Source organism: Ensifer adhaerens, assembly GCF_001270265.1.
Classification (GTDB): domain Bacteria; phylum Pseudomonadota; class Alphaproteobacteria; order Rhizobiales; family Rhizobiaceae; genus Ensifer; species Ensifer adhaerens_B.
In genome coordinates, this window is sequence record NZ_LGAP01000023.1 from 70,162 (window position 1) to 83,773 (window position 13,612).

The 13,612-nt window shown below is 60.5% G+C and carries 12 protein-coding genes; 7 read left to right on the forward strand and 5 right to left on the reverse strand.

Annotated elements, in window-relative coordinates; all coding sequences use genetic code 11:
• Position 1 precedes the first annotated feature (1 nt).
• From AC244_RS25380 to AC244_RS25390, 3 genes are read right to left on the reverse strand one after another with little or no spacing between them, the layout of a single operon-like run.
• On the reverse strand, positions 2–2,080 hold the full coding sequence (locus AC244_RS25380) for a hydantoinase/oxoprolinase family protein (protein ID WP_053251609.1): 2,079 nt from the start codon (positions 2,078–2,080) through the stop codon (positions 2–4).
• Complete coding sequence (locus tag AC244_RS25385) at positions 2,077–3,753, reverse strand: thiamine pyrophosphate-dependent enzyme (protein WP_053251610.1); 1,677 nt, start codon at positions 3,751–3,753, stop codon at positions 2,077–2,079. Before AC244_RS25385 ends, AC244_RS25380 begins: the two co-directional genes overlap by 4 nt.
• Before the next feature lie 4 nt (positions 3,754–3,757).
• Entirely contained in the window at positions 3,758–4,375 is a 618-nt protein-coding gene (locus AC244_RS25390; RefSeq protein WP_053251611.1) for an SDR family oxidoreductase, read from the reverse strand.
• 419 nt (positions 4,376–4,794) lie between these two features.
• On the opposite strand from AC244_RS25390, the gene AC244_RS25395 reads away from it, so the two are divergent.
• Entirely contained in the window at positions 4,795–5,256 is a 462-nt protein-coding gene (locus AC244_RS25395; protein ID WP_268750781.1) for an autoinducer binding domain-containing protein, read from the forward strand.
• A gap of 459 nt (positions 5,257–5,715) precedes the next feature.
• Here AC244_RS25395 and AC244_RS35670 read toward each other — a convergent pair whose 3' ends face one another.
• On the reverse strand, positions 5,716–5,862 hold the full coding sequence (locus AC244_RS35670) for a DUF1127 domain-containing protein (protein ID WP_082367109.1): 147 nt from the start codon (positions 5,860–5,862) through the stop codon (positions 5,716–5,718).
• A 295-nt stretch (positions 5,863–6,157) separates the two neighbouring features.
• On the reverse strand, positions 6,158–7,033 hold the full coding sequence (locus AC244_RS25405; RefSeq protein ID WP_053251636.1) for an NAD(P)-dependent oxidoreductase: 876 nt from the start codon (positions 7,031–7,033) through the stop codon (positions 6,158–6,160).
• A gap of 288 nt (positions 7,034–7,321) precedes the next feature.
• Between AC244_RS25405 and gcvA the strand changes: the two genes are divergently transcribed.
• From gcvA to AC244_RS25435, 6 genes are all read left to right on the forward strand, one after another.
• Positions 7,322–8,224 carry a transcriptional regulator GcvA gene (gene gcvA, locus AC244_RS25410; RefSeq protein WP_053251613.1) on the forward strand — a complete coding sequence of 301 codons (903 nt, stop codon included), beginning with the start codon at positions 7,322–7,324 and terminating at the stop codon, positions 8,222–8,224.
• 426 nt (positions 8,225–8,650) lie between these two features.
• Positions 8,651–9,658, forward strand: a complete 1,008-nt coding sequence (locus AC244_RS25415) for a TRAP transporter substrate-binding protein (protein ID WP_053251614.1) — start codon at positions 8,651–8,653, stop codon at positions 9,656–9,658.
• A gap of 2 nt (positions 9,659–9,660) precedes the next feature.
• Complete coding sequence (locus AC244_RS25420) at positions 9,661–10,254, forward strand: TRAP transporter small permease (RefSeq protein ID WP_161807898.1); 594 nt, start codon at positions 9,661–9,663, stop codon at positions 10,252–10,254.
• Positions 10,254–11,513 carry a TRAP transporter large permease gene (locus AC244_RS25425; RefSeq protein WP_053251638.1) on the forward strand — a complete coding sequence of 420 codons (1,260 nt, stop codon included), beginning with the start codon at positions 10,254–10,256 and terminating at the stop codon, positions 11,511–11,513. The genes AC244_RS25420 and AC244_RS25425 overlap by 1 nt, the downstream gene beginning before the upstream one ends.
• A 167-nt stretch (positions 11,514–11,680) precedes the next feature.
• A complete protein-coding gene (locus AC244_RS25430; protein WP_053251615.1) occupies positions 11,681–12,532 on the forward strand; it encodes a transketolase in 852 nt (283 codons plus the stop codon).
• A gap of 11 nt (positions 12,533–12,543) precedes the next feature.
• Complete coding sequence (locus tag AC244_RS25435) at positions 12,544–13,587, forward strand: transketolase family protein (RefSeq protein WP_053251616.1); 1,044 nt, start codon at positions 12,544–12,546, stop codon at positions 13,585–13,587.
• Positions 13,588–13,612: the final 25 nt, after the last annotated feature.

The following is a 13,612-nucleotide window of genomic DNA, read 5'->3' on the forward strand; positions in this document are numbered from 1 at the left end:
ATCAGAAACCTTTGCGCACGAGGAGAATGGTGCCATCGGCCTGAATGACGGCATCGAAAGGCGACGTGACGATAGTCGAGGTTTCCCGCTCGACGATGACGGCTGGACCGGTTACGCGGTCACCAGACGACAGCGCGTGACGCGGAACGATCGCCGTTTCCAAGGTCCTGCCAGAGGCAGGATCGAAGACGGCGCGGATGGAGGGAACGCTCACCCGAGCACCTTCCGTCTTCAGGGCAAGCCTTTCACCCTCGGGGCGAACGTCCTGTGCCTTGACCGACCAGGTGACGAATTCGATCTCAGGGCCTTCGACCGCGCGGCCGAAGAACTGCGCATAACGCTCCTTGAAGGCGTTTTCCATCATTGTCCTGTCGCCGTCGGCGAACGCACGATCGGGCAGTGCCACCGGGATCTCCCAGCCTTGGCCGGCATAGCGCATGAAGGCAGTGATTTCGCGAACGATCTCACCGTCGGTTCCAGCGCGCACGAAGCCTTCAGCCGTTGTTTTCAGATCGTCGAGCATGGCATTGATGATGCCGGCATCGAACTTCGACAGACCCATGATTTTGGAAGCGAGGGCCTCGTAGCCGAAAGGCGCCTTGAGGAAACCGATTGCTGAGCCCACACCCGCACCTTGCGGGATAAGGCACTGATCAACACCAAGCTTCTCGCAAAGTCGGGCGGCATGCAGCGGCGCGGCACCGCCAAACGCGATCATGATGTTTTCCGAGATGTTCTTGCCGTTCTCGACGGCATGAACGCGGGCGGCATTGGCCATGTTCTCGTCCACGACCTCGACGATACCGAAGGCGGCCGCCTGCGGGGTGAGCCTAAGCCTGTCGCCGACGTCCCGGGTAATTGCTGCCATGGCGCTATCGACCGACAGTTTGATCTTGCCGCCCGCGAAATTGTCGGGGTCGAGTTTGCCGAGCACGAGGTCTGCGTCGGTGATGGCAGGGCGCTCGCCGCCGCGCTGGTAGCACGCCGGTCCCGGCTCTGAGGCTGCCGATTCCGGGCCCGCCTGAATTCGGCCCATAGCATCGACCCAGGCAATCGAACCGCCGCCCGCGCCGATCTCGATCATCTCGATGACCGGAATGGAGATCGGCATGCCCGAGCCCTTGCAGAAGCGATAAGTACGGGCGACTTCAAATGTGCGTGCTGAGTGTGGCTGGTAGTCCTCGATCAGGCAGATCTTCGCCGTTGTGCCGCCCATGTCGTAGGACACCACGCGATCGAGACTGAAGCGACGCGCGATATCGGCTGCAAAGATCGCACCTCCTGCCGGCCCCGATTCCACCAGGCGCACGGGAAACTCCGATGCTGTCTCGACCGAGATCAAGCCGCCTCCGGAATGGATCATGAAGACTGGGCAATTGGCGCCCATTTCTTTCAGACGCACTTGAAGACGCGAGAGATAGTCGGCCATCTGCGGCCGCACGTAGGCATTGGCACAAACGGTGTTGAAGCGTTCAAATTCGCGCATCTGCGGCGAGACTTCCGCCGAGATCGAAATCGGGATCGAGAGCTTTTCCGACAGGATTTCGCGGGCGCGCTCCTCATGCGCCGGGTTCATGTAGGAATGAATGAAGCCAATGGCGACAGCGCCGAATCCGCGCTCACCGATCACTTCCGCCAATGCTTCGAGGGTCCGCTCGTCGAGGGGCTGGAGCTCCCTGCCCTGTGCATCGATCCGACCCTTGACCGGGAAACGGTCTTCGCGCGGGATAAGGGGTGAAGGGAGCACGAGGCTGAGATCATACTGCTCGAAGCGGTTTTCCGTGCGCATCTCGATGACGTCGCGGAACCCTTCGGTTGTGACGAGAGCGGTCTTCGCACCCCGGCGTTCGATCAGCGCGTTTGTTGCCAGCGTCGTGCCGTGGATGACGATGTCGATATCTTTTGGCGCGATGCTCGCATCTCGACAAACAATCTCGATTCCGTCGAGGATCGCCTGTTCAGGTGCTGAATAATTGGTCAGCACTTTCGTGGAGAAGAGCTTCCCCCTGACTTCGAGTGCGATGTCGGTAAAAGTGCCGCCGATATCGGCGCCAAGGCGAATTTCGTGACGCTGTGTCATGCGGTTTCCTTTGCAGAAAGGGCTGCTTCTCGCATCTGGCTCAGCGTCTGACGCGGCGTCAGCGCTTCCGGAGAAATATTGAGGTCAAGCAACGCGCCGGTCCCCGAGGCCTGCGCGCGTTCGAAGGCCGCGGCGAAGTCAACGGTGGTCTCCACGCGTTCCGCATGGAAACCGTAGGACTTCGCGAGCGCCACGAAATCCGGATTGATCATTGTCGTGCCGGATACTCGCGCGGGATAGTTGCGCTCCTGATGGGCACGTATCGTACCGTAGATGCCATTGTTGAGCAGCAGGATAATCGGCTGCGCCTCATGCTGAAGCGCCGTTGCCAGTTCCTGGCAGTTCATCTGAAAATCACCGTCCCCGGCAAAGCAAACTACCGTACGGCCAGGATGTGCAACCTTGGCTGCAACGGCTGCCGGAACGCCATAGCCCATCGCGCCTGATTGCGGGGCGAGCAAGCGTGCCTTCGGACCGAATTTGAAGAACTTGTTTGGCCAGACGGTAAAGTTTCCCGCACCATTGGTAAGAATGACATCGTCGGGCAGCACATCGTTCAGAAACGCGGTGACCTTTCCCATATCAACCGGCGACGGCATATCGGGAAGATCGAAACCCTTCTCATAGGCAGCCCGCCCCCTGGCGCGCCATTCGGCCCAGCGGCCCTTCACTGGTTCGAGTGCGCCCAACGCCTGGGCGAAAGCGTTCGGCCCGGCCTGGATACCGAGCGCTGGCCGGTAGACCTTCCCAATCTCCAGGTCCGAGCCATGGATATGGATGATCTGCTGCTTCGGTTGGGGAAGGTCGAAGAGGGTGTAACCATCCGTCGAATTCTCCCCAAACCGATTGTTTATCGCTACGATGACATCGGCGGCCTTGAGCATTTCCTTGACGGAAGCAACCATCCCGACGCCCGCCTCACCGCAGAAGGTCGGCGACGCATTGTCGTACTGGTCTTGGTAGCGAAAGACGGAGACGACGGGGATATCGGATGCTTCAGCGAAGCGCTGGACCGCGATCATCGAGCCTTCCAGCCAGTTGCAGCCGCCATAGAGGATTACGGGGCGCGCAGAGTTCACCAGCATCTCACGCAGACGGTCCATAGCGGCAATCGATGGCGCGGGCTCCGCAATCTCGACTGGGCCAGAAAGCGGGGTGGCATCGGTAAGAGATGTCAGCATGTCTTCCGGCAGTGCGATCACGACCGGACCAGGACGGCCCGACACCGCAAGTGTCCAGGCGCGGGAGACAATCTCGGGAATACGCTCGACCTGGTCGATCTCGACTGCCCATTTGGCCATGGTGCCAAAGACCGCCTTGTAATCGACTTCCTGAAAGGCTTCGCGACCCTTCATGTCCGTCCCGACCTGACCGACGAAGAGGATCATCGGCGACGAATCCTGCGTGGCCGTATGCACGCCGATTGAGGCATTGGTGGCGCCGGGGCCGCGAGTTACGAAGCAGAGGCCAGGTTGGCGGGTCAGCTTGCCATAGGCAGCCGCCATGAAAGCGGCACCGCCTTCGTTTCGGCACAGGATATAGTCGAGACGCCCGGCCGTATCGTGCAGCGCATCAAGCACAGCGAGATAACTTTCGCCGGGGACGCCAAAGCTCTTTGTCGCACCAAGCGCCAAGAGGCATTCGACGAGCAGCTGTCCTCCGTTACGTTTCATTTCTTTATCCCTGTCGTTCGTTAGGTTCAGAGGAGAACGGCAGCGTCTTCGACTGGAGGCCAGAGGCCGTTAACAGCGAAAGCGCCTCTATTCCCAATTTGTCGAAGGGCGGCTTGCCCAAGGATAGGCGGCGGACGGAAACGCCGGTCCCCGCAAGCTCATCGGAAAGAGAGCGCACAAGACCGTCGATTGCAGCAGCGGCGGTCTTTTCGACCGCACTTGCCGCGTGGTCGAAATCTGGAGAAACCATCACGAGGGCCCCCCGCCCACGGGCAATCATCGAAGGCAAAACAGCACGAGTGACATGCAGCGTCGCGGACAAATTGACTTCGAGAGCCATGTCGATGTCCGCTTCCGTTAGCTGGAGAAATTGGGTTTCAGCGGGCCAGCGAAGTGCCGCATGGACGACGATTTCCGGTTCCATCCCTTCGGCGACGGAACGCACATAGTCGCGATCGGTCAAGTCCATTGCCATGGGAACAATGCCGTGGTCACCACGTAGCTCCTCAAGCGCAACTCGATCGCGACCGAGGGCATGGACCTCCCAGCCCTCCTTTGCGAGCATGGTCGCGATCACGCGCCCAGGGGTGCGGGTCGCCCCCGTAACAAGTGCTTTCGTCATCACACGATCTCCATGAGGCAAGTAAACAATGCCGATCGGTGACCTCGGTAGAAATCAAGAAATTGACACCCTTCGGCAAGTTCTGCTTGTCCCAGGACCGCCCGAGGGAGATCACAAGCGGACCGGGAAGTATTCGCTCCAAGGGAGATCAGACGGCCAAGCCCTCGCTTGCCGAGTGGAATCCGCGGAGGACGAGCCCTCGGCATTGACCGGCGGAAGCGATAACTGCAGCGACGCGATCGAGATGCCGGCTTCAGTTCCTGCCACACATTTATTTCTTCATTGGTCGCTGATTCTGCGTCACGACGCTCCGACATTGAGGAGGACCGCGCGCTGGATTGTCGATTCCTACAATTTCGCCGCTAATGCACGGCCTTTAGTATGCAGTCCAACGTCCGACAGAAATCGGTACACAGCGCATGGCCGCGAACCGACGCGTTCCCCCGGTGGTCGACCACCGTAGACTGTCATTCTCCTTGAGGGCGCTAAAGGCAGTGAAGCACCCCGAGGACCTTCAACCAACGTTGGAAAAACTTTGCGTGCGCTACGGTCTGTCGCACATGGCATTCCTCGTGGTTTGCAGCGGGGGAAGCTCGGGCTTGTACCCCTTTCACTGCACGACCTATCCAGTTGGGTGGACGGAGACATACCTCGACAGGTGCTACTTCGACATAGACCCGGTGATTGACATCGTCCGGTATGGTTTCCTCCCGGTGGACTGGTCCTCGCTCGATCGGCGGTCAGCACGGGCATCCCGATTGTTCAGCGAAGCGCGTTGCTACGACATTGGCCCCCACGGCCTGACGATCCCTATCCGGGGGCCGAGAGGCGAACGCTGTCTCTTTTTCGTGACCTCGAACCTACCAAAGCGCGATTGGTAGCGGCTATCTGCCCGGCGCGACGGCAGCTCTAAAATATGCCCGCACCAGCGTTATGGCTGAATTGACGCTCGAGGAGCTCTCCTATCTGGCCGCCAAGGCCAGACTTCCCGAAAAGCTCGTGCTGGATACGGCGAAGGCGAGTGTCGCGTCGTTCCGTGATGTCTGGCCCCAGGAAAAGAACAACTTGATGCTGAGCAAGGAAGTTGTGGCGGCAGTGGACGCCCATTTGATCACGCTGTCGCTTCTAAAGGAATGTTCATCCGGTACGCGTGTGGGATCCACGCGGTGTCGGTCGATGCGTTTGCCGGAGTACGAGACTATCACGTGCAGACGCGTCAGTGTGTTGACGCGACCCTAGTCGGGTGCGGGACCTCCCTCCATCGAAGGTGGAAGTTTATCCGTCTTACAACGAAAAACGCCCGCTCGAGGCGGGCGTTTCAAAACTTGCTGATCTCGCAATCAGAGCGAGGAAGCGGCCCGCGCAACGCTGCGGATGTCGGCGCGAGCAATACCGAGGTCGTTCAGTTCGCGACTGGTCATGCGGCCGAGTTCGGCAACGGTTTGACGGTATTTACGCCATGCGTTGAAAGAGCGTGCGACGTTCATGTGATCCCCTTTCCTGAGGTCCGTTTGACGTCAGCAACCGCGTTTGGCTCCAGCGTCGTTTGATGTCAGGAATATAAGAGCATGCCCGTCTAGGGAACATCGACAATGCATCAGGCCACCCATGCGCAAAACGCATTGCAAACTTCTCGGTCGTGCCCAATTAGCCGCCAGAAGCTGTTCAAACCCGAGGTCCCGCATGACTTCCCGATGTCCAAGCGACTACGGGCTGGGGATGGACCTTCCGTCGAGGCAGGCCCGTTGCCCTTTCCGCGATCAAAGGATTTATGAACCGCCATCAGACGCCACGGTTCAGTAACTCGTAGGAACGAATGACCTGGCTGTCGTCGATCGCACCGTCGCCTCGACCGCTGGTCGCAAGAAACATCTGGTAGGCGGCGGCGGCTAGCGGAAGCGCTGCCTTGGCCTCCCGGCCCGCTTCCAGAACAAGACCGAGATCCTTGACAAAGATATCTATGGCGCTCGTGACGACCGGGTCGTCCTGCAACATGCGAGGGCCCCGATCCTTCAACATCCAGCTCGAGGCCGAGGATCCACCCAGGATTTCGAGAATGACTTTTGGGTCGATACCGACCCTACTGGCAAGGGCGAGGCCCTCGGCGGCAACCGCAATGTGAACGCCGCAGAGCAATTGGTTGACAACCTTCACGGCGGCGCCCTGCCCGGCCTCGGTCCCCACATGGAAAAGCTTGTCGCCAAGTGCACGCAGCACTGGGGAACTGCGCTCGAAATCCGCATTGGAGGCACCGACCATGATACTCAACGTCGCCGCTTCGGCGCCCGCAACACCTCCCGACACCGGCGCGTCGACGAAAGACCGCCCCGTCTTTTTGACACGCGTGGCGATCGCCTGCACTGCGCCAGGTGGGCAGGTTGCCATCAGCACCACGATGCCCCCAGGGGCAAGTGCATCGAGCACTCCGTCGTCGAACAAAACCTGTTCCGCCTGTAAAGCGTTGACGACCATGAGAAGGGCTATGTCGGCACCTGCCGCCGCCGCCGCCGCTGTCGATGCAGGCTTGCCACCATTGCCAGCGAACACGCTCAAGGCCCTTGGATTGGTGTCAAAACCGGCAAGTGAGAAGCCGGCCGAAATCAGGTTGCGGGCCATGGGCGTACCCATGGAACCAAGGCCAATGAAGGCGATGTTCATATCGGAATTCCTCGAAGTAAGCCGCTCAGCCTGTTCGGGGAACATCATCATGGTAGGTTGCGATAAGAACGCGAATGTCCTTCCCGGCAGATCGGCCTGGAAACCGTTCTGCCACCTCCCCTGGTATGTGAAGCTCCTGCGCACAGACTGTCAGTCCACAAGAGACTAGGAAGCGGCTTACAAATCTTCAAACGAATTCGGTTTTCCGATTGTTGAATTCAATTCAGCCAAGTACCAGAAATACGCAGTGCGATTTCAGCGGCCGAGCTTCGCAAATGGGGGGACAGAATGAGGAAGATGCCTTCTTTGAAGTCGCTGCAGGCGTTCGAGGCAGCGGCCCGTCGCGGCTCCTTCGCCGCAGCGGCGAATGAATTGCACGTGACGGCCAGCGCCATCAGTCATCAGATCCGGTTTCTCGAACAGGAAGTCGGCGTCAGCCTATTTCACCGCAACACTCGGACCATTGCCCTTACTGACGCCGGTCAGAGCTATTTCCAGAGCGTTTCAGAATCCTTTAGCACGATAGAGGCTGCGACCCGCGACATCGAGCGGCATGGCAAATCCGACATTTTGACGGTTCACACCGTTCCGAGTTTCGCGGCGCAATGGCTCATGCCTCGCCTCGCCCGCTTTAGCGCGCAACACGGCAGCATTGACGTGCGCCTCTATGCGTCGGCGGACCCCGTCGATCTCAATGCCGGCCTCGTGGATGTCGATATCCGCTACGGCAGCGTATTGCCCACACGCGGCGTTGTAACCCTGCCGCTTCCGGAGGAGGCAATCATGCCTTTCTGCTCGCCCGATGTGATCGCGCACGCCCCACACCCGCTGCAAGAACCAGCCGACCTCCGCCACCACACGCTCATTCACTCTGAAGTCAACCTGCTGAGTTGGCGCGGCTGGTCAAAGCGGCACGGCGATATTCCTTTGGATTTCGATAGAGGACCGCGTTTCGATCGTTCGTTCATGGCCATCAGCGCGGCGGTTGATGGTCAGGGCATCTGTCTTGAAAGCCATCTGCTTGTCGAACGAGAGCTTCAGACCGGCCGCCTTGTCCCTTTGTTCGAAAGTGCCCGCGAGATGATCGGATGCCATAGTATGTCCATGCTGAAAGCCAAGCAGAACGTCCCAAAGATCAAGGCATTCCAGAACTGGATTTTGGACGAGCTCATGCGATCGAAATACCAATAGGCTGCGTCCGACTTGCCGGTTCGCTCAACGCAAACTGAGAACCGATCTCGATACGGACACATGCACAACATGAATCCTATTCACGAATAAGGCCTCATTTAGCGTTTGACCTAACGACCTCTCCAAACAAATATCGTCGCAAGAAGGTTCGGTCGGAGGAAGATACCGCGCCTTCTGATACAGGCGTGGTGCTCGGAATTCACGATATCCAGCGCCTATCCGTTGGGGAGGATTTCAGGATGCTCTTATCGAGCAATGACGCCGCGCACTCTTGCGTGATCTTGCCGTGCCACGCGGTATCGCCGCGCCACCACGCCACCTGTTCCCCGTATCAATTGCTGGCATGAGCCTTAGCGCTGACCACGAAGCAGCGCGCAATCGACCCCTTACCGTTTCAACATCATCGAACAGGGAGGATTTTAAACGATGACGCTGACACTCAACCGCCGCGGCTTTCTGGCCGGAACTACTGCCCTTCTCGCAACTCCTGTGATCTTGAGCTTCCCGCGTGGCGCGCAAGCAGCCGTCACCATGACGCTCGGTCACAACGCCGCCCCCGGCAATCCGCGCGGCGCGGCCGCAGACGAATTTGCCCGCCTGGTCGCCGAGAAGACTGGGGGCGAATATGCGGTGCGCGTCGCCGGCGCCGAACAGCTCGGCAACGAGCAGTCGCTGCTGACCAGCCTTCGGACCGGCGCTGTCGATATGACCGTGAATAGCCAAGGTTCCTGTGCCGCCCTCGTGCCGGAAGTTGCCGCACTCGGCCTGCCTTTCCTGTTCGACACCAGCGATGCAGCTTTCAAAGTGCTCGAAGGCGATATCGGGAAGGCGCTCGCCGAGCGGTTTGCAGCCGTCAATATGGTCCCCATCGGCTGGTGGGATAACGGTATCCGCCAGATCACCAATTCGAAGCGTCCGATCAACAAGGTTGCCGATCTGGCCGGCCTGACCATTCGCACGCCGCCGGACCCGATGACGATCGACATCTTCAAGACGCTTGGCGCCAATACCGAGCAGATCAGCTTTGGCGAGCTCTATATCGCCCTGCAGCAGGGCGTTGTCGACGGTCAGGAAAACCCGCTGACCAACATCGCCAGCTCCAAACTCTATGAAGTGAACCCCTTCATCTCGATGTCGGGCCACAAGTGGGAGGTCTCACCCTTCCTGATCTCGCAGATCCGCTGGGCGCAGTTCAACGATGTGCAGAAGGCGGCAATCCAGGAAGCCGCCGATGGCGCGACCCAGATGCAGCGAGGCCTCATCAAGGACGCCGAAACCAAACATCTCGAGACCTTCAAGGCCAACGCGAACCTGAAGATCAACGAAGTCGACAAGGAAGACTTCCGAAAGGCTTCCGAACCGGTCGCCGAGATATGGAAGGCCAAGCCGTTCGGCGAGTTCGTGACCAACCTGATCGCAGCAGCGAACGCCTGATCATGATCGAACCCGACGATGCCCCAAGGGAACTTCTGGGTGACTTTGCCATGGTCACCGGTCATCCAAAAACGCCCATGCTGCGCCTCGCCGACGGCCTCGACCGCATCGTGTCAATCGTTGCACGTGGCATCGTTCTGGTCACCGGCTGTGTCCTTCTGGTCCTGCTGTTTAGCAATGTCGTCGCCCGCTATGCGCTGGGCGGTGGCTTCTCCTTCGCTCAGGAACTGCCAGAGCGGGTATTCCCCTTCTTCATCATGGCAGGGGTAGCGCTTGCTGTTCAGCATGGCGGCCACATGGCCGTGGAAATGCTGCCCGAGATGCTCGGCCGCCGCGTCGAGCAGGTCTTCCGGATCGTCGCCCAGACGATTGTCATTATCGGCCATGCCGTTATGGTCTGCGTGACCCTGGACGTCGCCGACATTTCGTGGATCGACGTGAGCCCGGTTCTCAACATGCCGGCAAGCTACAGCTACTACGCACTCGCCGGCGGGTCGGCGGCCGTCATCATTGCAACGGTCGCGCTGGTCATCCGTGTCGCAATCATCGGACCCGAGGCTATGCCCGTCCCCACCCCCGAGGAGACAGGCCAATGATGAGCCTTGCCATGATCATTATCTTCTGCGTGCTGATGATACTGGCCGTCCCGGTTGGTCATGCGCTCATCATCTCGTCCGCCGCCGCGATCTATTTCTTCGGCGGCCTGCCACTGAGCATCGTGGCCCAACAGCTCTACCAGCAGACCCAATCCTTTCCGATGCTGGCCATGCCCTTCTTCATGCTCGCCGGCACGCTGATGCTTGGCGGCAAGCTGGGTACGGAGCTTCTCACATTTGCTTCGAAGGTCATGGAGCGCTGGCGCGGCGGCCCTCTGGCGACGACCGTCGTCGCCTCCGTGGTCTTTGGCGGCGTGTCGGGTTCCGCGGTTGCCAACGCAAGTGCGTTGGGCTCCGTCCTGATCCCCTGGCAGAAGAGGCAAGGCTATCCTGCCGCTCTGTGTGCCGCCAACAACTCGACGTCGGCAGTCATCGACATCCTCATTCCGCCCTCGATCCCGCTCATCCTCTATTCGTTGGTCAGCGGCACCTCGATTGCGGACCTGTTTACGGCGGGCCTCCTCCCCGGCATGCTGCTTGCAGGCGGGCTTCTGCTCACCTGCAACTGGATCGCCCGCCGTCGCGGCTTCGCGGCGCCCGAGCGTTCCGCCACGATGCGGGAACTTGGCCGCCTGGCCTTCTTATCCAGTCCTGCGCTGCTCCTGCCGGTTCTGATTCTGCTCGGACTGCGGTTCGGTATCGCCACGCCAACCGAAATCGCCGTTCTCGCAGTCGTCTATGCCCTCTTCATGAGTGTCTTTTTCTACCGCGACATCACGTGGAGGCGCTTTCAGGACAACATGATCGAGGCAGGCATCGCCACCGGCGTGGTCATGCTGGTCATCATCGGCAGCGCCGTCTGCGGCTGGATCCTGACGTTCGACCAGGTGCCGGAACGCTTTGCCGAATGGATCGGCGTCACGATCCAGAACCCGATCCTGATCATTCTTTCGATGAACATCCTGTTGCTGCTGGTCGGAATGCCTCTCGACCTGCCGCCGGCGATCCTGCTTCTCGGTCCGATTTTCGTGCCGCTCGCAGCCTCGATCGGTCTCGATCCGGTTCAGCTCGGGTTGATCATGGTGCTCAATCTCGGCATCGGGCTCTACACGCCACCGATCGGCACGACGCTCTTCATATCGGCATCGGTGGCCAAGACATCGCTCGGCGCCACCACCCGCGAGCTCTGGCCATTCTTCCTGGTCTCGATGATCGTGTTGGCACTGGTGAGCTACGTTCCGGCGCTGACGATCTACTGACCCGGCGGCGCGGCGGTTACGACCGTCGCGCCGCTCCTGATGCCGGACCATAACCGGCGCACTTCGAACACGTCTGTCCACCCCGTCGACGATCCCCGGATCGCCGGATGGTCCTTGTCGTGCCCGCGCATGACGCCATTCGTAACGGCTACAAAGGAGAAGAACCGATGAGCGGGACCACCGCCACCCATCTGCCGAACATGAGCCTGCCGCGCCGCGCCTGGGAAATCCGCCGCAAGGCGGTGCGGATGGGCGAAGTTCAGGGACAAGGCTATGTCGGCCAGGCGCTCGGCGTCGCCGACGTCCTCGCCGTTTCCTATTTCCACGCGCTGAACTATCGCGCTGAAGACCCGGAATGGGAGGGCCGCGACCGGTTCCTGCTGTCCATCGGCCATTATGCCATTGCGCTCTATTCCGCCCTGATCGAGGCAGGCATCCTGCCCGAGCAGGAACTGGAAACATACGGCGCCGATGACAGCCGTCTGCCGATGTCCGGCATGGCCGCCTATACGCCCGGCATGGAGATTACCGGCGGCTCCCTCGGCCAGGGCCTCGGCATCGCCGTCGGCATGGCGCTCGGTCTCAAGGCGAAGAAGAACCCGGCATTCGTCTACAATCTCATGTCGGACGGCGAGCTTGGGGAGGGCTCGACCTGGGAAGCAGCGATGTCCGCCGCCCACCACAAGCTTTCCAACCTCATCTGCGTCGTCGATTTTAACGATCAGCAAGCCGACGGCAAATCGACCCAGATGCTGAGCGCCGAGCCCCTCTGCGACAAATGGGCCGCCTTCGGCTGGCATACGCAGCGGGTCGACGGCAACGACATCGACGCGCTCGTCGCCGCGTTCGATGCCGCCCGCAATCTCGATGAGGCCAAGCCACGCGTCATCATCTGCGACACGCTGATGTGCAAGGGCGTTCCCTTCCTCGAAGCCCGCGAGATCACCCATTTCGTCCGCGTGGAAGCCGATGAATGGCAGGAGGCGCTTGCCGTGCTCGACGCCAACCGCCCGGCCTGAAGGAACAGACAATGACCGCGAAAAGAAACTACGATCCGCACCGCAAGTGGGAACCGCGCAGCCTCAAGCCAGGCGAAGGCGGCAAGACCTCGGCAATGATCGCCTCGCTGGCAGCCGAGGGTTATGACACGGTATCGGCACCTTTCGGCCATGCGCTGGTCGAGCAGGCGCGCAGCAACGACCGTATCGTCGGCCTGACCGCGGATCTCGCGAAATACACCGACCTCCACGTCTTCGCCGAGGCCCTCCCCGAGCGCTTCTACCAGATGGGCATGGCCGAGCAGGTGATGATCTCGGCCGCTGCCGGGATGGCGCGCGAGGGCTTCATTCCCTTCGCCACGACCTATGCCGTCTTTGCCTCGCGCCGCGCCTACGACTTCATCGCCATGGCGATCGCCGAGGAAAATCTGCCGGTCAAGATCGTCTGCGCTCTACCGGGGCTGACGACCGGCTATGGCCCGAGCCATCAGGCGACGGAGGACCTCGCGATCTTCCGCGGCCTTCCGAACTTGACGATCGTCGATCCTTGCGACGCGATCGACGTCACTGAGGCCGTGCCCGCAATCATCGCGCATGACGGCCCCGTCTACATGCGTCTCCTGCGCGGCAAGGTGCCATCTGTGATCCGCAAGCATTGCCCGGACTACAAGTTCGAACTCGGCAAGGCCAAGCTGTTGCGGGACGGCAAGGATGCGCTGGTGATCGCATCCGGTTTCATGACCATGCGTGCCCTGGATGCGGCCGTGGAACTCGAGAAGGACGGCGTCTCGGTCGCCGTACTCCACTGCCCGACGATCAAGCCGCTCGATGCGGGGACGATTCTTGCCGAAGCCGGAAAGGGCAACCGCCTCGTCGTCACGGCGGAGAACCACACCCGCGTCGGCGGCCTCGGCGAGGCGGTGGCATCAACGCTGCTCACCAACGGCGTGACACCGGCGTTCCGAATGATCGGCCTGCCCGACCAGTTCCTCGATGCCGGCGCGCTGCCGACGCTGCACGACCGCTACGGCATCTCCACCGCCGCGATGATCTCTCAGATCCGCGGCTGGCTCTGACCCGGTCAACGAACCTCAATTCAAT

Excerpts from the sequence above, each read along its gene's own strand:
- AC244_RS25380 (WP_053251609.1), bottom strand. The coding sequence starts at position 2,080 with ATGACACAGCGTCACGAAATTCGCCTTGGCGCCGATATCGGCGGCACT.
- AC244_RS25385 (WP_053251610.1), bottom strand. The coding sequence starts at position 3,753 with ATGAAACGTAACGGAGGACAGCTGCTCGTCGAATGCCTCTTGGCGCTT.
- AC244_RS25390 (WP_053251611.1), bottom strand. The coding sequence starts at position 4,375 with ATGACGAAAGCACTTGTTACGGGGGCGACCCGCACCCCTGGGCGCGTG.
- AC244_RS25395 (WP_268750781.1), top strand. The coding sequence starts at position 4,795 with ATGGCCGCGAACCGACGCGTTCCCCCGGTGGTCGACCACCGTAGACTG.
- AC244_RS35670 (WP_082367109.1), bottom strand. The coding sequence starts at position 5,862 with ATGAACGTCGCACGCTCTTTCAACGCATGGCGTAAATACCGTCAAACC.
- AC244_RS25405 (WP_053251636.1), bottom strand. The coding sequence starts at position 7,033 with ATGAACATCGCCTTCATTGGCCTTGGTTCCATGGGTACGCCCATGGCC.
- gcvA (WP_053251613.1), top strand. The coding sequence starts at position 7,322 with ATGAGGAAGATGCCTTCTTTGAAGTCGCTGCAGGCGTTCGAGGCAGCG.
- AC244_RS25415 (WP_053251614.1), top strand. The coding sequence starts at position 8,651 with ATGACGCTGACACTCAACCGCCGCGGCTTTCTGGCCGGAACTACTGCC.
- AC244_RS25420 (WP_161807898.1), top strand. The coding sequence starts at position 9,661 with ATGATCGAACCCGACGATGCCCCAAGGGAACTTCTGGGTGACTTTGCC.
- AC244_RS25425 (WP_053251638.1), top strand. The coding sequence starts at position 10,254 with ATGAGCCTTGCCATGATCATTATCTTCTGCGTGCTGATGATACTGGCC.
- AC244_RS25430 (WP_053251615.1), top strand. The coding sequence starts at position 11,681 with ATGAGCGGGACCACCGCCACCCATCTGCCGAACATGAGCCTGCCGCGC.
- AC244_RS25435 (WP_053251616.1), top strand. The coding sequence starts at position 12,544 with ATGACCGCGAAAAGAAACTACGATCCGCACCGCAAGTGGGAACCGCGC.